Source organism: Levilactobacillus yonginensis (genome assembly GCF_964065165.1).
Lineage (GTDB): Bacteria > Bacillota > Bacilli > Lactobacillales > Lactobacillaceae > Levilactobacillus > Levilactobacillus yonginensis_A.
Genome location: NZ_OZ061549.1, coordinates 1,234,900 through 1,257,127, shown reverse-complemented (window position 1 = coordinate 1,257,127; position 22,228 = coordinate 1,234,900). Strand labels below are relative to the sequence as shown.

The window sequence follows — 22,228 nt, the reverse complement described above, 5'->3', positions numbered from 1 at the left end:
GCCGCCTCTGGCCGCCAGGGCTGGTACCTGCTGTGGGGACCGGAGCGAGCCGAAGGGCGGTCTCGCTCCTCGACTTGAAACCACGCCTAGAGCGCGTGTTTCCAAGCTCGTCCCGTGGCCTAAGCTCGGAAAAATCACCGAGCTAACGCCACTTTCACTGCGGGCACCAGCCTTGGCGCCCTGCGGCTACGTTGTGAGACCAGTCGATTAGTTGGGTTGTTGTTTCAGCGACAACTTTTAGTCGGTTAAAAAAGATGGTTAAAGATTAAAAGTAAATCGTACAGTAAAGGCCCGGCATGCCGGGCCTTTACTGTACTTAGAAATTTTAGTATTTTGCTGTCAGACTCTGCAAATGACAAATTGTGACACCCTAACTTTGTACAATGGTGTTTGGGTGGTGGGCGAGTACGAAGCCAGCTACCCAACAATACATAATTTGAGTTAGGGGTTAGTAAGCAATGAAAATCAAGAATATTCTATTGACGACACTGGCGGCTGCGACCTTTGGTGGTGTCGCTGTGGCGGTACCAACTGACACGGCTTCCGCGGCCAAGCTGACAGCAATGACTAGTTTTCCCAAAAACTTCCGGGGAACTTGGTATAACAAGGAAGACGGTACGAGAACGAAAATTAGCGCTAAGAAATGGACTGATTACGATCCAGGCACCACCTCAGTGTTCAAGTTACACAAAATTAGTCGAAAAAAGGGCACTGATTCTTGGCTCTATGCATTCAAAACATCCAATAATAATATTTACTATTCTTTTTGGCCAGAAGGCAAGAAGCCTAAGTTAAGTGCATTTAACGAGATTAAATTTCACGAAAAGATTATCACCAAGACCTATCATGGCAAGAAAATCAAAGTGCTTAAGGAATACGGCGAGCGGAATACATTTGCTACCTTCGCCTACAAGACGAAGCAGCAATCCAAGCATTTGAAAGCCTACGAGTACTATGGCAGATAAAGAGATCGTTGAGTCATTAAGCCTTACCGGGATTGCCTGGTAAGGCTTTTCTTGATGCGCAAGAGAAGGGCCCTGAAATTAAAAAGGCGATAAACATCATCCATCCGGATTTGTCTACGCCCGCCATGATTAATTATTGTTTCCGCGTTTTAAACTTCATAAAACTAGCTTTCACGTACTCCGTTTCATCGTTCTTTTTATGAATGGCGATGAAGCCATTACTATCTGGATAATCGATTTTCAAAATCTTTTTCCCATCCACCTTACATTTGAAAATATTTGGATCTAATGCTTGGGCCCCTGCAGAATATTCAAAATAGACAATTTCATCCATGAGTATCAATCCCCTTTACGGAAAAGATTACGCCCCGGCATGGTTCATTGCAAGAAATGATTTTGTGGCACGTAATGCAGTCAGTTGAGATTCACTGGTACCAGTATTGGGCGTCGTTAACGGATCTAAGTTAGAGAGCCGAGTTGCTTGATAATGAAACCGGATTCTTGCATACTAAAGACACTTCATGGGCTGAATGAATAATGTGCCCATACATAAAGGAGAACCGACTATGGATGATTTAACTTTACCTACCGCAATTACGAATTTCATTACCGCGACCAACGATGCTGATTCCGAGCAATTTGTCGCCCAGTTCGCGCCGGACGCTTTTTTAGATGATTGGGGCAATGTTTACCGTGGCTCAGCTGAGATTGCCAAGTGGAATCAGACCGACAATATTGGTAAGGAGTCTCAGTTTGCATTACAGGATTTTACGCAGGATGATGCAACGACCTGGACGGTCCATCTGAGCGTGACTGGCAAGGGTTTCAACGGGGTTAGTCCGTTCCGGATGACTGTTAAAGGTGATTTATTAGCCAGCGTAGAAATTTTACCAGACTAGTGTTTTGACTCCATCACTGAACGTTCAGGGCAGCGCCGACCGTGGAGAACGGAGCGTGGCTTAAGCTCCGAAAAGTATCGGCGGTCTTAGCTAGTGGCAGGGTGGTTTGCTATATTCGCTGTTTAGACGAGCCAATTGATATAAGTTAGTAAGCACGATTACCATGAATAATGAGGGTGAAACCGATGCTAACGTCGTGGTCAGTTTGACGGCAAGTTTAACCATGTTGCGGGTGAAAAGTAACGTAGCCGGAGGACGGTACTTTAGATTCTAATTTACTAACAAACATGAAAAAGGGCTTGCGGCAACAGTGCCACATGAAGTGAACCCTTAAAGTTGGACACAGAATTTACGCTGCCTTCTGGATGGCGAGTTCCCGGTATTTTTCCGGGGACTTGCCATCCAGTTTTGTTTTGATCCGACGTTTATTGTAAAAGTTGATCCATTCAGTCATAGCTTGAGTCAAGTCTTCCTTGTTCTCAAAATGTTCATCCATAACTTCGACCTTCATGATGTGGAAGAATGATTCAACTGACGCATTGTCTAGGCAAGTTGCTTTGCGTGACATACTTTGAAATACGCGATGTTCTTTGAGTGTTTCTCGCCAGAATTTGTGTTGGTACTGGAAGCCTTGATCCGTGTGGACTGTTGTTCGATAGCCTAATTTTGGCAATCTCTCTAAGGCTTCTTTAAGCGGTTTTAAAGCGAACTCTACTGTCGGATGGTCACTGATGTTGAAAGCCAATACTTCGCCTGAGAAGAGGTCAATGACTGGTTCTAAGTAGACCCGTTCACTTTGACTCATACCACCATATCGAAATTCACTAACATCTGTGACCAGTTTCTGATAAGGACGGTCCGTCTTGAATCGTCGGTTTAACCGATTTGACGCAATTTTACCAACGGTTCCTTTGTATGAATTATATTTACGTTTTTGGCGATTGTATGCTAAACAAAGCCAATCATGCTCATGCATTAAGCGTAAGACTCGCTTATGATTCACTGTGAATCCATGTTCTTGTAAGGCTTTAGTTAGTCGTCGATAACCATACTTCTTGGTGTACTTAGAATCCTCCTGCCGAATCTCATCGATTGCCTGAATGATTGGAGAATCATCTAGTTTTTCACGCTGACGATGTGAGCGTGCGTAATAATACGTACTTCTTGGTACTTTGACGACCTTGAGTAGGAGCTTGATGGGCACTTGAAAGACCTGCCTTAACTCGGTCACTATTTGCGAGATTTCTTGTCTGCTGACTTCTTCTGAGCTAAGGCATCGAGTTTTTTAGGTATTCATTCTCAATCTTTAACATCAAGTTTTCTTGTTTTAATTGCTTCAATTCATCGGCGGTACTGGAGTTATTGCGACTCTTTGAAGGCTTCGTTTGCTTATGTTTAGCCATGATTTTAGGCTTTCCTCGCTTCCGTTCAAGGCCAGCGATTCCTTGCTCCTCAAAGCGCTTCTCCCATTGCCAGATGGTGCTTGGCGAAGATAGATTGAAGTGCAGAGCCGTTACCGGAAGCGAGGCCTGATGTTGTTTTCTCCAGTTTAATACATCAACCTTGAACTGACTAGAATATTCTGGCTTCTGATCCTTCAGCTTCAATCCAGCTATACCGTATTTCCGGAAGCGACTAACCCAAAGAAGGATAGTTTCTTCCTTGCTGATACCATGTTTTCTGGCCAATGAGGTTGATCCAACTCCACTCAAATATTCAGTGACGACCTTAATTCTAAAATCTAAATCAAACTTAACCATAGTAAAACCCCCAAGGTTGGACTTTCTGTCCAACCTTGGGGGTTCACTTCAACAAGCCCTTTTTAGTCCCCCAGTAGCCTCCAATGGCCATATCATTCTCCAGAAGAAGCCAACAGTGAATGCTCCCCCAAGCAAGCCCTGTCGGTCGCATGAAATCGTTGGAAAGTTTCAGTTGATCAGTTGTCCCCCAACACCTGATCAGTGCGGTCTGTTTCAATTGGTTAAATAGCCTGGTTACGGCCCACGCTATCTAAGAATGCGCTCGTGCTTGGCCCCCAAGACCAAGCGGTGAACGTTTGCGGTCTTTGCAGACTACGGACAACCTGACTGGCGGGAAACATTTTAGTCCCCCACCGCATGTTGCAAGTTCATTGTACCGGGGATTGAATAATTGCATAATCCCGTAATATGATGATTAAATTACTAAATTTAACCATCTAGCGAACAGACGTGGTATGCTAGATGAAAGAAATTGGTCTATTTAATAGATGTTGGAATGAAACCGTTTTCTATTTGCCGCGAACAGAAATGGGGGACCTGTCATGCCACGGCCTTATCATGAGCGTTTGAATTTTAAAATGGCGTTACCGTTACGAGTGATTTCACACGGAACAGTTGGTCTGAAGCTAGTTTTACCACATTGGCACCAGGCGGTTGAACTGGCCTTTGCCTACAAGGGCCGACCAGGAACTGTCCACATTGGTGGTTCAACTTATGAAATGCAGCCAAGCCACCTGTACGTGATTAATTCGGAAGTGGTCCATAGCTATGAGACCTTCTTGGATGAAGATAATCAAGTGATGACACTGTTGCTACCAGCAGCGTGGTTGCGTAACGTGGTGGGTAACGACCAGTTGCCTATTTGGGGGCCGCTGGATCTGGACTTAAATAGTGAACCGTACCAAGAACTAGCGCGTTCGGTGAGAACGCTGGCGGCGAGTGGTGGTGAAGAACCAGTCGATCAGGCGGACTATCTTGCCAGCCTAGGTGCGGAGTATCAATTGGTGGGTCAGCTGTTAAAGAAGCTAACTGTTAACGGTCAGGTCAATAGCGACCAGTTACCGTTACCCCAACCGTTGCGCCAGGCAGTTACGGAGATTCAGGAAAAGTATAGCCAGGCGGTGTCCATTGCTGAGTTAGCGGAACGACTAAACTACTCCAGTGTTTATTTTTCTCGGTACTTCAAAGAATACATGGGCATCTCGCCCAAAGCGTATCTCGGACAGATTCGGTTGGAACGGGCGACCCAGTTGTTGATGACATCGCAAGAATCCATTCAAAGCATTGCCCTCAAGACGGGGTTTCGGACGGAGAAAAATTTCTTTGTGACGTTTAAGCAGCGTTTCCAGATGACCCCGAAGTCTTATCGGGAACGTTACGCCGCCCAACAGACCTGGACGTAGCGTAAGCGTTGCTTGTCGCTTGGTTTTATGGTAAACTACCCTAACATGTCATAACGAATATAAGTTGAAACCAACGTTGCCGTTAATCAGACGCGTTGGTTTTTTACGCACAAATCACAGGAGGTATCGTTCATGTTAACCGTCAATAATGTCAGTATGCAGTTCTCCGACCGGAAGCTCTACGACGATGTTAATCTTAAGTTCACCCCGGGGAATTGTTATGGGGTCATTGGCGCTAACGGCGCTGGGAAATCCACTTTCCTGAAGATCATCGAAGGTAAGTTGAAGCCCACGACCGGGAACGTCTCCATGGGACCAAACGAACGGATGTCCAGCTTGAACCAAGATCACTTTGCCTTTGAAGATGAAAAGGTGATGGACACGGTCATTCGGGGCCATCAAAAGCTCTACGATATCATGACTGAAAAAAACGCCATCTACATGAAGCCTGATTTCAGTGACGCCGACGGACTTCGCGCGGCTGAATTAGAAGGTGAATTTGGTGAAATGGGTGGTTGGGAAGCCGAATCCGAAGCATCTCAGATGTTACAAGCGCTGGGTATTGATGAGTCTTTACACCAGGTCTTGATGAGTGAACTGACGGAATCACAAAAAGTGAAAGTCCTGTTGGGCCAAGCTTTGTTTGGTCATCCTGACGTGTTACTCTTGGACGAACCGACCAACGGGTTAGATGTCCAATCTATTAGTTGGTTGGAAAATTTCCTGGCAGATTACGAAAACACCGTCATTGTGGTTTCCCATGACCGGCATTTCTTGAACCAGGTCTGCACGAACATGTGTGACGTGGACTTTGGGAAAATTACGCTGTTTGTCGGGAACTACGACTTCTGGATGGAATCCAGCGAGTTAGCCGCCCAGCTGAAGGCGAACGCCAACGCCAAAAAGGCTGATCAAATCAAGCAATTACAAGACTTCGTGGCGCGATTCAGTGCCAACGCCTCCAAGTCTAAGCAGGCCACTTCACGAAAGAAACAGTTGGAAAAGATTACCTTGGACGACATCAAGCCTTCTTCACGGAAGTACCCCTTCATCAAGTTCAACCCGGAACGGGAACTTGGTAACGACCTCCTGCGGGTGGAACACGTTTCTAAGGCGATTGATGGCGTGACGATTTTGGACGACGTGAGCTTCACGTTACGGCCAGGCGAAAAGACGGCTTTCACTAGCCGCAACGACTTGACCACCACGACGTTGATGCAGATCATCGCTGGTGAAATGGAACCAGATAGTGGGAACGTTGTGTGGGGCCAAACGACCAGCACGACCTACCTCCCCAAGAACGTCAACGATTACTTTGCTGAAAACCAGCTATCCGTCATTGACTGGTTACGGCAATTTGCTTCCAAGGAAGAGAGCGATAACACCTTCTTGCGCGGCTTCTTAGGGAAGATGCTTTTCTCTGGGGATGACGTAAATCGGGAAGTCGACGTGATGTCCGGGGGCGAAAAGGTCCGGGCAATGCTTTCCAAGATGATGTTGAGTAAGGCCAACGTCCTGTTACTGGACGACCCAACGAATCATTTAGACTTGGAATCCATTACGTCATTGAACGACAGCCTGGTTTCGTTTACGGGCAGTATCATCTACACGTCCCATGACCACGAGTTCATCCAAACGATTGCAAACCGGATCATCGAAGTAAGTCCTAAGGGCATCGTTGACCGGGCAGATTCTACTTATGACGAATTCCTGAATCATAAGCAAGTTCAGGAACAAGTCGCTGCACTTTACGATGAAAAATAAGCTTTAATATTCATAGACGTCTGACACCACGACGGTAGCCTCAGGGCTGACTGGACGGGGGACAGACGTCTTTTTTTGTTATCTAAAGGTTGAAAGTACTGAAACACCTACTATGCCTGATACAACCAGGAGTGGGTCAGGCATAGTGAAAAAATGTCGCCTTACCGTTCGCCAAATTTGGACTGGAACGCGGTGGGTAGGACGGGACAAGCCAAAAAGCGGTCTTGCCCCTCGCTTGAAGCCGCAAAGCACGTCTTCAAGTCGCCATTTTCAAGAAAATCACTTGAAAATCCCACGGCTGAGTCCAAATTTGGCTCACTCTCGGCTATCTAGTTGAGTGTCAATGATATTGCGTAAGTTCCTGTCATTCAGGCATTTAAGCCTAAGAACCCGGTTAACCGGAGGCGTTCCCCACAACAGGCAGAATCTCTGACAGATGCAGGTGGCTGGCGATTTGGTACCTAGAAAGATGACCGCATTGCCGATTTGCCGACAAATAATTGAATATCTTAATGGCTGACGACCCTAAAACGATAATGGTTGTCTGACCCTATAAGGCCATGCTAAAGTTGGCTTGCAGGTGAGGTTAGGTAGACTTTTATGAAGGAGTGAAGAGCATGAACCATTCAGAACTGAACATCAATCAACCGGAACACCTTGATGTGGCGTTAGTTGCCGGCCTAAAAGAACAAGCAACCAAAGTATATGCGCAGTACGACATGAGTCTGACCACGGCCATTAATTTATTTCTACAACAATCCGTGGCGGACGGTTCCCTGCCGTTTGACGTTGAGCTCTCTAAGCAAGCGTTGCGTCAGGAAGTTGAACGAGAGGCGAAGATGGGCGAGACTCAGACCTTTGCTTCGGTCGAGGAACTCTGGCAGGACTTGAACGATAATCAGTGAATCCGGTGAATCGACTGGATCTATTTACAGATTTTGATAAATAGTGATTTAGCGGGGCTGTGGCGGATGTCATGGCCTTTTTGGTGTGCTAGCAACAGATTGAGACTTGTTGTGGAATTATTAATTAGCAGTTAATTAGAAGGTATTAGGATGATAGTTGAGGTTAGATATTTTAACTAAAGGTGAAAACATTGAAACACCCACTATGCCTGATTCAATCAAGATTGGGTATTGGGGTTTAGTCAGATATAGTGGGAAATTGCCGCCTTACTATTCGCCAAATTTGGATTGGAACGCGGTAGGAGGGGCAGGGCAAACCAAAAGGTGGTCCTGCCCTTCACTTGAAGCCGCAAAGCATGTCTTCAAGTCGCTATTTTTAAATTTGACTCACTCTCGGTTACCTAGTAGCGCGCCAATAATGATGAGTAAGTGCAGTCATTTAAGCTAGCTTAGTTCCAAGAACCCGTTTAACCGGAGGAGGTCAGAGGTGGAGCCAGCTGTGTCAACGGTGTTAGCCGATTTTCGGCTTACAGCGTGGGACGTGTTTGAAGACTGGCGATCTTTCCAGGCTTCAAACCGAGCCGAAGGACCGCTTTTCAGGCCGGAGGCGTTCCCCACAGCAGGCGGAATCTCTGACCGCCGCAGGTGGCCGAGCGTGACCGATTATCAGCTAGTCCGGTATTTCTTTCAATAAGTAAGAATCTGAGATTGTCAAACGGACAATATTCAACTATCATAATTAATGACCGGTTTAGTGGTTGAAAGATTGTTTTGGAAGGAGTCCCACATGAATAAGGGCGTCAAATTCTGGTTAGCAGTGGTTATCGGTTTAATGGGCATGGGAGTTAGTTACCCAGTCCAAGCCGCCACAGAAAAACCGGTGGTCATCCGTAACACCCGCGTGAACTTATTGAAGAGTCCTCGTTCGACAGGCATTAAGCATCGTGGCAAAACTTACAGTAAGCGGATTCTCTGGGTGACGAAACGGGTACGCAGCAAGGGGTATACATATTATCGATTAACGAATCATCACCAAAATTTAGGCTACATTCGGGCTAACGCTACGACTAAGGTTCAACGACCCCAGTTAACGTTTAAACGGCAATCAGTCCAGCAGGACGCAGCTTTTAAACCACTAGCGGGCAAGCAACTCCGGGTTACCCGACCGGATAAAGTTCAGGTGACAGCTACTAGTCACGTGAACACCAAAGTTCCCGGTAAGTACACGGTGACTTACCACGTCACGGATACGGCTGGTTATCGCTTCAACGTGAAGCGGTCGGTGAAAGTACGTAAGCTGTCCTTGGACGCTTTGGCAACCTCGTGGTTTGACGACAACAAGGGTGAATACCGAATTGTGAAACCGGGACAGAAGGCGGACGTGGAAATCTATTACGATGATGATACGACAGTCAGCCATCCCGTGGTCTGGGGTAGTACACGGCCAGCGGTTGCGACGGTCGATCAGCGGGGGAACGTGACACCAATCGCTGATGGCATGACCTTAATTACGGCAACGTTCAATGGTAAGACCTTGCGGGTCCCACTATTGGTGAATGGTGGGAAACAACTTTCGATGAGCAGTACGGATCAACTTGCCGCCTTGAGCGAAAAAAATGGCGCGGCCGTGCTGCGGTTTAGGCAGAGTCCCGAACAAAAACTGCAAGGACTCTGGGTCGCCAATCAACGGTATTTTATGTATAGCAACGGCCATCAGGATAGCATCGGCGGTGGTAATAACGTCACCGCGGTGTATTTACAGGGCTACGATTTATTTGCAACGGATATTTCTGCACCACAACACGTCATTGTCCAAACTAAGGACGTGACGGGGGCAGAACACCATTACGTTAGTGATATAGTGGGGTATTAAAATGACACAGGAAAAATTCTGTCCGCAATGCGGAACCAAGTTACCAGCGGACGCGGTCTTTTGCCGGAACTGCGGGTATAAGTTTAGTGAACAACCACAGACGCCACAGCAGACGCAATCAACACCGACGCCACAGCCAACGTCAACCACCACGAATTGGTGGGCGTTTCTTAATAGTCCTAATTTTAAAAAGTGGGCCACCATTGGTGGTGTTGCAATTGGTCTAGCTCTCGTGGTGATTATTACCATGAACGTTATCTTTCAAAAACAACAAGAAGCCAAGCAAAAAGCTGAACAAGCTTCAATTGCCCGGGTCAGTCGTTCAAGGTCGTCCAGTGAATCTAAGATACAGTCGACAGAACGGCGATTGTCCAAGGATGCGGTTGATGTCGTTACCAACATGATTCAAGATGATTTTGACTTGGATGCTAAGGCGACAGATGTCACCGTTGAGCGACACACGGGTGGGGACCATTATTCAGGCTACGCATCCGTGGAAGATGATTACGGCGATAGTACATCTGTGGATATTAATATAACTGATGTGAAGTATGAAAAATCTGTCTCAGTTGAGATTCCAGATACGTCAACGCTATATGATGAATTCGATAGTAACGACTAAAAAAAGCTGACCAATGAGGTCAGCTTTTTTGCTGGATTTTATCTAAAAGTCAGGGGATGCTAGTCATCCGCTAAGATAGCGAGGTCATCAATATGCTGGAAGAACGCATCGTGGTCGACCTGAGTAACTAGCGTGACGGGGCGACCATCCGGCGTTTCAAAGGTTCGACCGCGGCCGGGTCCGGTTGTTAGTACGTCACTCATGACCTGTTTAGTCGTGACGGTAGCAGAAAATTCACTGGCCACCGTGTTGAGGACGTCCCATAAGAAGTAGGTGGAGTTGGTCTCAAAATGTTGGAGGGCAGGAACCAGCGCGTAGCCTTGGCCAATGAAATCGATGGCTGGGTGTTGACGAAGTTGGGCCCAGTGTTGGCGAATCGCTGGTGTCAATGGTACCTGGCGGGTACTTTCGAGTCCAACCATTTGAATCGGAATTTGGCTGTCCCAAACGGTTTTAACGGCTTCTGGGTCCCAGTAGGCGTTCCATTCCGTGGTGCCGTCCTGTTCGGGTTCTGCGACGTTACCACGACCATCAAACGTACCACCCATCCAGTACAAGCGGTCGATTTTCTCGGCGATGCTGGGATCGGATTCCAAAGCCCGAGCCAGATCGGTCAAAGGACCGGTCATAACTAGGGTAGTGGGTCCGTCGGTGGCTTGGACCTTAGCTACTAAGTCTAAATGAGCGGGTTGTGCTGCCACTGGTGTATGTACGGTACCAGCTTCGTTCAGGATTGGCAAGGCATCTAAACTAAAAGCGTCTAATCGCCATTCCTTAGGGAAGGGATGCACGCCGCGGGAATCAGAAGCGGCGACGTCCAGTTGTTCACCATGGCCAAACCGGTCAATGATTTTGCGACTGGCGGCTAAGGCGGGTTCCAGGTACGAGTCGGCACCAACGACACCCACGCCGGTCAGGTGGACATCTTCCATTTGGAGCAATAACAGCAAGGAAACCAGGTCATCAACACTACCATCATGGTTAAAATAGACGTTACGCATAAATATAGTCATCCTCCAATATACGAATATTAATAAGGAACTGCCATTTGATAGTTCTCATTTTAACGAATTGTTGGAGACGTTGCAAGTAATGTTGTTAGTTGATTTAGCTAGGCTTAAGGAAACCGCCGTATACTAGGAATCATGGTCAAGGTATCCGATTGATCAGAAAGGATGAAGTTTACATGCAACCAAGTCGTAAAGGTCCCAAACATTGGTTGGCCTTAGTCGTTGCTGGGATGATATTATTCGCTGGCGGTGGTGGCACGGGGTACCTGCTCGGCCAACAACAGGAAAAATCAGCACAAACGACCCAGATGAAAAACGCGCCTAAAGGCATGAGTGGCAAACCATCCGGCGCTCCAAAAGGCATACCAAGTAAAACTAGCAGTAATAATTAACGAACATTAAGTGTAAATCACTAAGGGCTTAAAGATGAATTGTTTGTTTCAATCCAGTGTTAGCAAGTATAGCTACTGCTGAATTGAGCGCACTCCGGAGGCCAGGGATTCCATCCGCTGTGGGGACGCTTCAGACTGGAAAATCACCAGTCTTCTCGCTCGATTTGAAGCCACGAAAAATCCGTGTCTTCAAAGTCGCCCGTGCTGTATGCTGGAAAATTACCAGCTAACACCACCTCCACGGCTGACGCTATCCCTGTCCTCCTCCGGCTTTGATTGTGGTTTAACATGATCAAAGCTGAAGGATGTATGCGTGCCACTCTTTATGGGCTAACTGATAATAGCGTTTAGTTGATAGAGGAATAGGCTGCCAGTGACGGCTCAACCTGTGTCATTCCAGTCCGGCCACAACCGGTTGGCCTGCTAAAATCGGTGTCACGACAAGCAAGATTGGGTTTTAAAAATCATCAAGCTTCAGGTAGATTATTTCTAAAAGCAGCCTCGATATGCCTAGTTAGGTTTACCGGGGCCGTTTTTTATGTGATTTTTGCAGCAATTTTTCACGGTAAGTTGACCCGCCTCCAACATAGCCGTACACTAAATTTCGACGAAGAGGGGGAAACAACGATGAAGTTTACAACCAACGATGGCGTTCAACTCGCCTTCGATGACCAGGGAACTGGGACCCCGGTCGTGATTTTGACCGGAATCGGGGGAAGCCGGGTTATTTGGGAAAATCAAGTTGAGCACCTGTTAGCTCAAGGCTACCGGGTAATTAATGTGGATGCCCGCAACCAAGGGGCATCTGCCCATACGTTTAAGGGCCGGCGAATTACGCGGCACGCGATGGATCTGGCAGAGTTGCTGGATCACTTGAACGTACAAGATGTTATTTTATTAGGAAATTCAATGGGTGCGGCCACAATTTTTGCTTATGTCTCCTTATTTGGAACGGCTAAGGTTCAGGCCATTATTGACGTTGATCAAAGTCCCAAGATGGTGGCCGATGCCGACTGGTCATTTGGGTTCAAGAATCTTACCTGGGAACAATTCCCCACGTTATTACGTGAACCACTGGGGAAAGCGACGGTCAGTCGAATCAGTGATACCACGTTTGCTAAGGTTCAGGCGGTCAACGATCAGTATCCTTACGATGCGGAATTGAATTATCCACTATTGGTCGACCATGCCGCCCAGGATTGGCGAGATGTTTTGCTTCAATTAAAAGTACCATTGCTGATTGTGGCTGGTGAGGAGTCACCATACTTTAATCCAAAATTCGCAGCGGCCTGCGCGAACCTGGCGCCCAACGGAACGGCCAAAGTGATTGCTCACGCCGGGCACATCGTCATGGCAGAACAGCCAGTGGCGTTTAACCAGGTGTTAGATGGATTTTTGGGAAAACTGTAGAGTGTAAAAAATCTTGTCATAGCTAGCTATTAAATCCAATCGACCAGGTAGCGATAGCTTGAACAAATAGAAATAGAGGTATACCATTGTTCAATTTCAAAGAGACCGCTTAGTTACGTTGTCCCTTAAGCGACAACGTAGCCGAAGGTGGTCAGGACCGGGGACAGCTGTGACGATGGTGTTGGTTCGGGTGGGTTATTCCCGAACCTACAGCATGTGACGAGCTCGGAGACCGCGCGAACTTGGCGGGGGCTTCGAGTCGAGCCGGAAGCCCGATTTTTGGCTGCAGGCGGTCCCCATAGCAGGCCCCGGTCCTGATCACCGGAGGCGGGCATTGTGAGCAATGAATGCAAAAAGCGCAAGAATCCAGCTAGGATTCTTGCGCTTTTGCGTACATTAGTCTTCGTTTAAGTCTTTATTGGCGGTTAGGATTCGCTGGGCAATGCCTTCATCAATGACTAGATCGGTCAAAAGCTTACCCCGCAACGCACCAAGTGCTGCATGGGTTTTGAATTTACTCTTAATGGCCCCAAACCGCCGGGGAGTTGCCAGAACTTTGTCGAGCGAAATGCCCATGACGGTGTCTCGCTCAGGAATCAAGAAGTTTCCTTGAATATCGTACGGCCGGCCGAACAACATGCCGGCAATCTGACTGGGGTCAACGCCGGGGAAGAGGTCCGCCTTGGTATTGTTCCAAGTAGGAATTGAATCGATTGAGGCAATCGTTCCGATCCCACAGAAGAGGAGGTCCATCCGCGAGGCCAGCGTCATGGTCTGTTGAAGGGCGGGTTCCTGTGGCAAGAGGTCGTGAACCGTCTGATTTACCACGTACAGCGGTGCTGGCAGGACGTGGTAGTTGGCGTCGAACCGGGAGGCGGCGTGTTCCACCATGCGGGTCGAACCAGTCCGTGAGTTGTATTTCATGTTTTCGCCCACAAACTGGGTGAAGACCAGGCCATCGACCAGTTCAGAGTTGAAATGGTCGATGATGCTGTGGACGGTGCTCCCCCAGGTCAGTCCAACCACGTGGCTTTCAGCGATTAAGAGCTGAATTCGTTTGGCAGAGTACGCCACGATGTTATTAGCATTGGCGTCGGAACTGCCGTCACCCCGCAGAATTGCAATGTGGGGAATATCAAAGATTTTCTTGAATTCTGTTTCCAATTGAAAATTACGGGCCACTGGAGAATTCACGTGAATAGTGACGATTCCTGATTGCAGGGCCTCTTCCAGGTATTTGGTCACAAGATAGCGGCTTAAATTGTATTTACGAGAGAGTTCTGAAACGGCCAGGTTACTATAGTAGTAGTCCTGCGACACTTGAACGAGTAGCTCCTCGTGGGTCATATTCTTGTCCATAATTAGGGTCCTCCGCTGGGTCAATCTTCTATTATTAGTATACCATGTTCAACCGGCAATCGGCGGTTCGTACCGCTGGAGATGCCGAGCTTGTGTGGTGTTGTGTGAGCCCACACAGTGGTAACTTCCGACTCCGAGCACAAGTTAGGGGTGATGTGGGCACTTTAACTCTTTTAATATTACCAAAAAAATCAACAGTATTGTTAATTATCCAAAGATAAACTTTTAAATTTTAAAAAATATCAATTAAATTTGCAATATTTAAAAAATGCGTGTAAGATAGCTTTTGTTAGCTAATAAGATAAAGTATTCACAAACTATTTGTTTACATACGCGAAAGGAATGAATGCATTGGATAAAGATGAAATTGTTGCCTTGCATGAAGAACATACGGGTGTTCTTGGGATGGAAGCCGAAATGGCTGTCAATAACAAGAGCGACTTAGGCAAAGCCTACACACCCGGTGTTGCAACCATTTCAAAGGCCATCGAAGCCAATCCTAGTCTTAAAGACAAGATGACGTTGAGTGGGAAGTTGGTTGCGGTTGTGACTGACGGTTCCGCTGTCTTGGGTCTGGGTGACATTGGTCCAGCCGGTGGGTTACCCGTTGTTGAAGGCAAGTCATTGTTATACAAGGACTTAGCCGGTGTCAACGCCTTACCATTGGCCGTTAACCAAGTACCCGTTAAGGACTTCGTTAGCACGCTGAAGAACTTGTCCCTGTCATTTGCTGGGATTCACTTGGAAGATATCGCGGCACCCCGGTGTTTCGAAATCGAAGATGAATTGAAGCAAGCCTTAGACATTCCCGTTTACCACGATGATCAAGAGGGAACCGCCATCGTTGTCTTGGCCGGCTTGATCAACGCTGCTAAAGTGGTTGGCAAAGAGCTGAAAGACTTAAAGATCGTCTTGAACGGTGTCGGTGCCTCAGGCTTGGCCACTGCCAAGTTACTCTACGGTGTGGGCATCCAGAATCTGACCTTAGTTGATATCAACGGGGTCGTTAAACCCGATTCAACCAAGGACAATTGTTACCAAACAGACTTTGCTAAGCAAGTTGGTAACGATGTTCAAGGCACGACCTTGGATGACGTTATTGACGGGCAGGATGCCTTCATCGGCTTATCCGATGCCGACCTCTTATCTGGTGACCAAGTTAAGCGGATGGCTGCTAAGCCAATCATCTTCGCCTTGGCCAACCCTAAGCCAGAAATTGACCCCGCCATTGCCCACGAAGCTGGTGCAGGTGTGGTTGCAACTGGTTCAGGTCAATATCCTAACCAAGTTAATAACATCCTGGTCTTCCCCGGTCTGTTCAAAGGTTTGCTCCAGAGCGGCTTGAAGACGGTCAACATGGATGTTGAAAAGATTGTTGCTGAAGCTTTGGCTCAGACGATTGCGGCACCAACGGCTGACAAGATTGTTCCCGGCGTCTTTGATGAAGGCGTCGTTGAGACAGTTACGAAAGCGATTATCGCGTCACAAAAATAAATATTCCTATAGTAAAGGAAGTTACGACTCATGAATGTATTCTTAACCTCTATCCAAAGTGTTTTAGCCATTGTTTTGATGATTGCCGTTGGTTACTTCGGCCAATCAAAAGGGTGGTTTGATGAAAAGTTTTCCGGTTCCTTGTCTAAACTGATTATGAAGATTTCATTGCCCGCTTCAATCTTTATGGCAATGATGAAGTTCTTTAAGCCTTCAGAGTTGGCTAACTTGTCAACTGGGGTCATCTACACCGTCATGTCCATCCTGATCGGCTACATTGTCGCTTGGATCGCCGTGCGGATGTTCCACGTGGCCCGCGGCCGGCGTGGTTTGATGATGACGGCCATCAACGGTGCCAACACCGTCTTCATCGGGATGCCACTGAACGTTGCTTTGTTCGGTGAAGTTTCCGTTCCTTACTTACTGACTTACTACATTGTCAACACGGTTATCATCTGGACCTTAGGGGTTTGGGTCATTGCCGGTGACGACCCAACCAACGATGGCAGCAAGGCCAGCTTTGATTGGCATCACTTGATTCCTACGCCACTCTGGGGGTTCATCATTGCCCTACCAGTTATCTACATTCCAGGATGGCAAAGTGGTTTAATGAAGATTACTTTTGCCACAACCGCCTTATCTGATATTGGTGCGTTGGTAACGCCACTATCCTTGATCTACATTGGGATTATGTTAAAGAGTTTTGGTATCTTAAACATGCGTTTCGACGGCAACGTAATCTGGACCTTACTGGGTCGGTTCGTGATTTCACCAATCATCATGGCAATTATTATTTTTGCCGGCTTGCACGTGGGGGTTCACATGAACGACGTGTTCCAACAAACGTTGATCATCCAAGCCGCTACGCCTTCACTGGCCGTTCTACCAATCTTGGCTAACACGTACCATGGTGACGTGAAATTTGCTACGAACATCGTGGTTTCAACTTCAGTATTGTTCATCGTGGTGGTTCCAATCATCATGGTTATTCAAAATATGTAATTGCTGTCTCTGATAGTTAAGAAAGTGGTGACGACTCATTAATAACGATGTGCAACTGCTGAATCTTAAGGATCGTGAGGTCTTTCGCGAATGGAAAGAGTTCCTGGAATCCCTAGGTATCAGTAACTTCCAAGAAAATGAACTCGCACAGATCGATAGCACACTTGGCATGTACAATGATGCCGGTAGCTTGGTGGCAACCGGCTCGGTTGCTGGTAACGTCCTCAAGTACGTGGGGGTCTGCAACAAGTTTTCCGTTCACGGAAGCCATTTCAACACGATTATCTCGTCTCTGATGAACCTGTTGGCGCAAAATGACATCTTTCATGTGTTCGTCTTCACCAAACTAAAGTACTCTCAGAGTTTTCAACACATTGGCTTCAACGAGTTAGCCCACACGGACTTAGGCGCTATCCTGGAAACGGGGGACACCGACGTCAAGGATTACGTTCGCCGGATTCCGCAACAGCCCAACCAAGCAGACTTACAGGTGGCCAGCGTTGTCATGAACGCCAATCCGTTCACCCTGGGGCACCGCTACCTGGTTGAGCAGGCGGCCGCGGCAAACGACTTGGTCTACGTCTTCGTTGTTAGCGACGACGTTTCCCTGTTTAGCACGACGGAACGGTTAGCTCTAGTTCAAGCTGGGACGGCCGACTTGAGCAACGTGATCGTGGTCAATGGTGGCCAGTACATGGTCAGTTACGTCACGTTCCCGGCGTACTTTTTACCCACGCCGGATGAAGCCATCACGTATCAAACGACGCTGGACGCGCGGATCTTTAAGAATGCCATCGCGCCAGGATTGAACATCACACAACGGTACCTGGGGAGTGAACCCTTTTCCCGGACGACGGGAATCTACAATCAGGTTCTGCAGAAGGAATTGGCGCCAGCCATTACCGTGCACGTGGTTGATCGTAAGCAAGCCAGTGGCCAAGTCATCACGGCCACCCAGGTTCGCGAGGCGATTGCCCAGAATGAGATTGCGACGGTGCAAGATTTCTTGCCCGCCACGACCTATCAATTTATCCAAAAACATCTAACCACCTTACAAGCCAGAATTCAGAAAGGAATGACTATTCATGGAAATTAAAAAGACTGCGATTGCCGGAACCCTTGAATCCTCCGACATTCAGTTAACGATTTCTAAGGCCGACAACGGAATCAGCATCGACCTGCAATCGGATGTTAAAAAAGTATTTGGGGATCAAATCGAATCAGTAATCAAAGACACGTTAGCTAAGCTAGACGTCAAAGACGCTAAGGTCAAAGCTGTCGACAAGGGTGCCTTGGACTGTGTCATCAAGGCCCGGACGATCGCCGCAATTCAACGTGCTGCTGAAACGACGGACACACCAGAATGGGAGGTACTCTAATGGCTGAAAATGAAGAACGTTTACGCCGAACCATGATGTTCGTGCCAGGGAATAACCCAGCGATGGTCAAGGATGCCGGGATCTACGGTGCCGACTCCATTATGTTTGACCTGGAAGACTCCGTTTCTTTGCCAGAAAAGGATGCCGCTCGGGTATTGGTCTACGAAGCTTTGCAAACGCAAGACTACGGTAACGCTGAACTGGTTGTCCGGGTCAACGGCCAAGATACGCCATTCTATGACAACGACGTGAAGGCAATGGTTAAGGCTGGCATCGATGTTATTCGTTTGCCTAAGGCTGAATCTCCAGAAATGGTTGAAAAGTTGGACCAAGACATTGCCGCTGCTGAAACGCAATTTGGCCGTGAAGCTGGTTCGACGCACCTGATGGCCGCTATCGAAAGCGCCAAGGGTGTTCTTCGGGCTGCTGATATCGCCGCTGCTTCTGACCGGATGATTGGGATCGCGCTTTCTGCCGAAGACTACACGACCGACATGAAGACTCACCGTTACCCAGACGGCAAGGAACTTGAATTTGCCCGGAACATGGTCTTACACGCTGCCCGTGCTGCTGGTGTGGCCGCCTTCGATACGGTCTTCACGAACATGGACGATACGGAAGGCTTCTACCGTGAAACTGAATACATTCACCAACTTGGTTTCGACGGGAAGTCCCTGGTTAACCCACGTCAAATCCCAATGGTCAACAAGGTTTACGAACCAAAGGCCGCTGAAATTAAGAATGCTAAGAACGTAATCAACGCTATTCAAGAAGCTAAATTAAAGGGCTCCGGTGTTATCTCCATGAACGGTCAAATGGTTGACCGCCCCGTTGTACTCCGGGCACAACGGGTCATGAGCTTGGCCAAGGCTTCCAACTTAGTTGATGAGGAGGGTAATTATCTTGAAAAGTAAAGTAAATCGCGAATTACCAGATGATTTGATGAAGCAATTAAACTACCAGCCATTTGAAACGACTGAAATTGGTAACCCCGAAATCCAACGGGTTGCGCCTAAAGTTCACGTTTCAACGGGGGACGACAAGATTGTCGACTCTATTAAGAAGGTCGTTGATGAAACGCTTGAAGATGGCATGACCATCTCCTTCCATCACCACTTCCGTAACGGGGACTACGTCTTCAACAAGGTGATGCGGGTCATCATTGACGCCGGCATCAAGAACTTAACCTTGGCACCTTCCTCATTGACTGGTGTCATGAACGACATGGTCATTGAAGCCATCAAGGCTGGGACTATCACGAACATCACCAGTTCTGGGATGCGTGGTTCCCTCGGGAACTTCGTTTCACACGGTGGTTTGAAGAACCCGGTTATCTTCCGTTCTCACGGAAACCGGGCTCGTTCCATCGAACACGGTGACATTAAGATTGACGTAGCCTTCTTAGGTGTTCCAAGTGCTGACCGATTAGGGAATGCCAACGGGATGAAGGGTGACGCTGTCTTTGGGTCATTGGGTTATGCCTTAATGGACGCCCAATACGCTGACAAAGTTGTCTTACTGACTGATAACATCGTGGATTACCCCAACACGCCAGCTTCTATCAAGCAAACGCAAGTTGACTACGTCATCAAGGTCGACAAGGTAGGGGACCCCGACAAAATTGGTTCCGGTGCTACGCGTTTCACCAAGGATCCTAAGGAATTAAAGATTGCTTCCATGGTAAACGATGTCATCACCCATTCACCATATTTCAAAGATGGCTTCTCCTTCCAGACGGGTTCTGGTGGTGCCGCATTAGCCGTTACGCGTTACTTGCGTCAGGCAATGATCGACAACCAAATCAAAGCCTCTTTTGCCTTGGGTGGGATTACGAAGCCAACGACCGACCTGTTAAATGAAGGCTTGGTCAAGAAGGTTATGGACGTTCAAGACTTTGACAAGGGTGCTGCGGATTCTATGCACACCAACGGCGACCAACAAGAAATCGATGCTTCTTGGTACGCTGACCCCGACAACAAGGGTGCCATGGTTGACCAATTAGACGTCGTTATCTTGAGTGCCTTGGAAATTGACACCAAGTTCAACGTCAACGTCATGACTGGTTCTGACGGTGTGATCCGTGGGGCCATTGGTGGTCACCAAGACGCCGCTACTGGTAAATTGACGATCATCTCCGCACCACTGGTTCGGGGCCGGATCGCTACGGTTGTTCCTGACGTTACCACGGTGGTTACGCCTGGTGATTCAGTTGACGTCTTAGTCACTGAATTTGGGATTGCTATCAACCCTAAGCGGACAGACTTACTGGACGCTTTGAGCAACATTCCTGGGTTACCAGTCTACAAGATTGAAGACCTACAAAAGATGGCTGAAAAGCGCGTTGGTACGCCAAAGCCATTGGAATACACTGACCGGACGGTTGCTTTGATCGAATACCGTGACGGGACTGTGATCGATTCCATCAAGCAAGTTAAGGACTAAGTTTTTTCCTATGACAGCTCAATAAATGTGAGGCCACTCAATCAGGTTTGGGTGGCCTTACTTATTCACAAGTGCTAATCTGGTTAGAGTCAAAGACTGGATTTGGTCGTTGGTGTTGCCGCCTTACCGGTCACAAAATATGGGCTGGAACGGTGCCGACACAACTTTAAGCCTCGAAGAACACGAGTCTTAAAGCTTGGTCTTGTTCTAACCCCCGGGAAATCACCGGGGATAAGAACAACGAGGCGCCTGAGCCCATATTTTGTGACCTCACGGCTGGACTGACGGTAAATCAGTTGTTTGAACGTTACAATCAGCTTGCTTGGTTGGTGGTTGTTCAGTTGAGGAGCCGTTGGTGTACCGCCTTACCAGCCACAAAATATGGGCTGGAACGGTGCCGACACAACTTTAAGCCTCGAAAAACACGAGTCTACAAGCTTGGTCTTGTTCTAAGCCCCGGGAAATCACCGGGACTAAGAACAACGAGGCGCCTGAGCCCATATTTTGTGGCCTCACGGCTGGAATGATGGTAAATTAGCTGGTTGATTGTTATTAACCAAATTGCTTGGTTGATACTTGTTCAATAGCTGTGCCGTTATATACAAGTCATTATGATGGTAGCCACAATTGCTGCTATTCTAGTGATGATTAATTTCTAACTATCTCGGTAATTGTCAGTGCTTTAACGCCCAGAATGTTGATTGAACGATGTTGGTTTTCACGTTCATGGACGGTTATTGTTAACAACTAGTGTAACCGCAGGGTGGTTGGGATGGGGGCTGCTGTGTCGGTGGTGTTGCTCGGGGGGGGGATTCCCGAGCTTACAGCACGGGACGTGTTTGGAAACGCGCGGGTTTAGCGTGGTTTCAAACCGAGCCGGAGGACCGCACCTCAGGCCGCAGGCGGTCCCCACAGCAGCCCCCATCCCGGCCACCCGAAGGTGGCATCGACTATTTTAAAATTTTAAAACTAAGAACCATAACAAAACCTAAGGAGGAATCAACATGTCCACGTTGTTTGATAAGGGGCAGGACCTGACCATTGCCGACGTCCTAGCCAACAAAGACCGGCGAGTGGCCTTTCAGCAGGAAGTCCTCGCTAAGCATCCGGCAGAGACGCTGGTTGCGGTGAAACTCAACATTCCTGGACCCATCAAGAACAATCAGGGAATTCAGGACCTGTTTACGGTGGGAATCGAGCGGCTCACGGCAGCGTTTAAGCAGGCTGGTATCACAACGACTGAGCTGGCTCAGTGGCATACTGCCGCCGGTAACGAACTGTTCTGGGTAACGCCAATGGTAGCTCAAACCGTCAAGCAGGTTGCCGTGGCGTTTGAAGATGAGGACGACCTGGGCCGCATCTTTGACGTGGATGTATTGATGGCGGGGAGTGGCACCTCCTTGTCACGGACCGCGTTAGGCTCCGCTGTTCGTCGGTGTTTTATTTGCAACCGGCCCGCTAAAGAGTGTGCGCGGTCACGGCGTCATTCCGTGGCAGAGTTGCAGGATCACATTGATCAGGTCTACCAAGCAATCATTAGAAAGTAGGA

Annotated in this window: 19 protein-coding genes and 1 pseudogene; 16 read left to right on the top strand and 4 right to left on the bottom strand. The window is 48.0% G+C overall.

Annotated elements, in window-relative coordinates; genetic code table 11:
• Positions 1 to 458: 458 nt before the first annotated feature.
• On the top strand, positions 459 to 965 hold the full coding sequence (locus AB3Y94_RS06160; protein WP_367295459.1) for a hypothetical protein: 507 nt from the start codon (positions 459 to 461) through the stop codon (positions 963 to 965).
• 133 nt (positions 966 to 1,098) lie between these two features.
• On the opposite strand, the gene AB3Y94_RS06155 is transcribed toward AB3Y94_RS06160, so the two are convergent.
• A complete protein-coding gene (locus AB3Y94_RS06155; RefSeq protein ID WP_367295458.1) occupies positions 1,099 to 1,299 on the bottom strand; it encodes a hypothetical protein in 201 nt (66 codons plus the stop codon).
• A 232-nt stretch (positions 1,300 to 1,531) separates the two neighbouring features.
• Between AB3Y94_RS06155 and AB3Y94_RS06150 the strand changes: the two genes are divergently transcribed.
• A complete protein-coding gene (locus AB3Y94_RS06150; protein ID WP_367295457.1) occupies positions 1,532 to 1,864 on the top strand; it encodes a nuclear transport factor 2 family protein in 333 nt (110 codons plus the stop codon).
• 349 nt (positions 1,865 to 2,213) lie between these two features.
• On the opposite strand, the pseudogene AB3Y94_RS06145 reads toward AB3Y94_RS06150, so the two are convergent.
• Positions 2,214 to 3,624, bottom strand: a pseudogene (locus tag AB3Y94_RS06145) (IS3 family transposase).
• Between the two features lie 542 nt (positions 3,625 to 4,166).
• Between AB3Y94_RS06145 and AB3Y94_RS06140 the strand changes: the two are divergent.
• The 5 genes from AB3Y94_RS06140 (at position 4,167) to AB3Y94_RS06120 (ending at position 10,191) form a co-directional block, all read left to right on the top strand.
• The gene (locus AB3Y94_RS06140) at positions 4,167 to 5,027 is read left to right on the top strand and encodes a helix-turn-helix domain-containing protein (protein WP_367295456.1); all 861 of its coding nucleotides are present in this window, start codon (positions 4,167 to 4,169) and stop codon (positions 5,025 to 5,027) included.
• A 132-nt stretch (positions 5,028 to 5,159) separates the two neighbouring features.
• The gene (locus tag AB3Y94_RS06135; RefSeq protein WP_367295455.1) at positions 5,160 to 6,791 is read left to right on the top strand and encodes an ABC-F family ATP-binding cassette domain-containing protein; all 1,632 of its coding nucleotides are present in this window, start codon (positions 5,160 to 5,162) and stop codon (positions 6,789 to 6,791) included.
• A gap of 617 nt (positions 6,792 to 7,408) precedes the next feature.
• Positions 7,409 to 7,696, top strand: coding sequence for a type II toxin-antitoxin system RelB/DinJ family antitoxin (locus AB3Y94_RS06130; protein ID WP_125684873.1), 288 nt, complete (start codon positions 7,409 to 7,411; stop codon positions 7,694 to 7,696).
• A gap of 787 nt (positions 7,697 to 8,483) precedes the next feature.
• Positions 8,484 to 9,569 (top strand): immunoglobulin-like domain-containing protein, encoded by a 1,086-nt coding sequence (locus AB3Y94_RS06125; RefSeq protein WP_367295454.1) that lies wholly within the window; start codon positions 8,484 to 8,486, stop codon positions 9,567 to 9,569.
• A 1-nt stretch (position 9,570) separates the two neighbouring features.
• Positions 9,571 to 10,191 (top strand): zinc ribbon domain-containing protein, encoded by a 621-nt coding sequence (locus tag AB3Y94_RS06120; RefSeq protein ID WP_367295453.1) that lies wholly within the window; start codon positions 9,571 to 9,573, stop codon positions 10,189 to 10,191.
• 59 nt (positions 10,192 to 10,250) lie between these two features.
• On the opposite strand, the gene AB3Y94_RS06115 is transcribed toward AB3Y94_RS06120, so the two are convergent.
• Positions 10,251 to 11,192, bottom strand: a complete 942-nt coding sequence (locus tag AB3Y94_RS06115; RefSeq protein WP_367295452.1) for a nucleoside hydrolase — start codon at positions 11,190 to 11,192, stop codon at positions 10,251 to 10,253.
• A 185-nt stretch (positions 11,193 to 11,377) separates the two neighbouring features.
• On the opposite strand from AB3Y94_RS06115, the gene AB3Y94_RS06110 reads away from it, so the two are divergent.
• Positions 11,378 to 11,593, top strand: coding sequence for a hypothetical protein (locus AB3Y94_RS06110; protein WP_367295451.1), 216 nt, complete (start codon positions 11,378 to 11,380; stop codon positions 11,591 to 11,593).
• 627 nt (positions 11,594 to 12,220) lie between these two features.
• Positions 12,221 to 13,003: an alpha/beta fold hydrolase gene (locus tag AB3Y94_RS06105; RefSeq protein WP_367295450.1), complete on the top strand. Its 783-nt coding sequence runs from the start codon at positions 12,221 to 12,223 to the stop codon at positions 13,001 to 13,003.
• A gap of 396 nt (positions 13,004 to 13,399) precedes the next feature.
• Here AB3Y94_RS06105 and AB3Y94_RS06100 read toward each other — a convergent pair whose 3' ends face one another.
• Entirely contained in the window at positions 13,400 to 14,362 is a 963-nt protein-coding gene (locus tag AB3Y94_RS06100; RefSeq protein WP_367295449.1) for a sugar-binding transcriptional regulator, read from the bottom strand.
• Between the two features lie 342 nt (positions 14,363 to 14,704).
• On the opposite strand from AB3Y94_RS06100, the gene AB3Y94_RS06095 reads away from it, so the two are divergent.
• The 7 genes from AB3Y94_RS06095 to citX all read left to right on the top strand — a co-directional run bounded on the left by AB3Y94_RS06095 (position 14,705) and on the right by citX (position 22,226).
• Positions 14,705 to 15,856, top strand: a complete 1,152-nt coding sequence (locus AB3Y94_RS06095; protein WP_367295448.1) for an NADP-dependent malic enzyme — start codon at positions 14,705 to 14,707, stop codon at positions 15,854 to 15,856.
• A gap of 30 nt (positions 15,857 to 15,886) precedes the next feature.
• Positions 15,887 to 16,858 (top strand): AEC family transporter, encoded by a 972-nt coding sequence (locus AB3Y94_RS06090; protein ID WP_367295447.1) that lies wholly within the window; start codon positions 15,887 to 15,889, stop codon positions 16,856 to 16,858.
• Between the two features lie 49 nt (positions 16,859 to 16,907).
• On the top strand, positions 16,908 to 17,954 hold the full coding sequence (gene citC / locus AB3Y94_RS06085; protein WP_367295446.1) for a [citrate (pro-3S)-lyase] ligase: 1,047 nt from the start codon (positions 16,908 to 16,910) through the stop codon (positions 17,952 to 17,954).
• The gene (citD, locus tag AB3Y94_RS06080; RefSeq protein WP_125684446.1) at positions 17,944 to 18,237 is read left to right on the top strand and encodes a citrate lyase acyl carrier protein; all 294 of its coding nucleotides are present in this window, start codon (positions 17,944 to 17,946) and stop codon (positions 18,235 to 18,237) included. Before citC ends, citD begins: the two co-directional genes overlap by 11 nt.
• Positions 18,237 to 19,151, top strand: a complete 915-nt coding sequence (gene citE, locus AB3Y94_RS06075; RefSeq protein WP_367295445.1) for a citrate (pro-3S)-lyase subunit beta — start codon at positions 18,237 to 18,239, stop codon at positions 19,149 to 19,151. Before citD ends, citE begins: the two co-directional genes overlap by 1 nt.
• Positions 19,141 to 20,679, top strand: a complete 1,539-nt coding sequence (gene citF, locus AB3Y94_RS06070) for a citrate lyase subunit alpha (RefSeq protein ID WP_367295444.1) — start codon at positions 19,141 to 19,143, stop codon at positions 20,677 to 20,679. The genes citE and citF overlap by 11 nt, the downstream gene beginning before the upstream one ends.
• Positions 20,680 to 21,683: 1,004 nt before the next feature.
• Positions 21,684 to 22,226: a citrate lyase holo-[acyl-carrier protein] synthase gene (citX, locus tag AB3Y94_RS06065; protein WP_367295443.1), complete on the top strand. Its 543-nt coding sequence runs from the start codon at positions 21,684 to 21,686 to the stop codon at positions 22,224 to 22,226.
• Positions 22,227 to 22,228 lie beyond the last annotated feature (2 nt).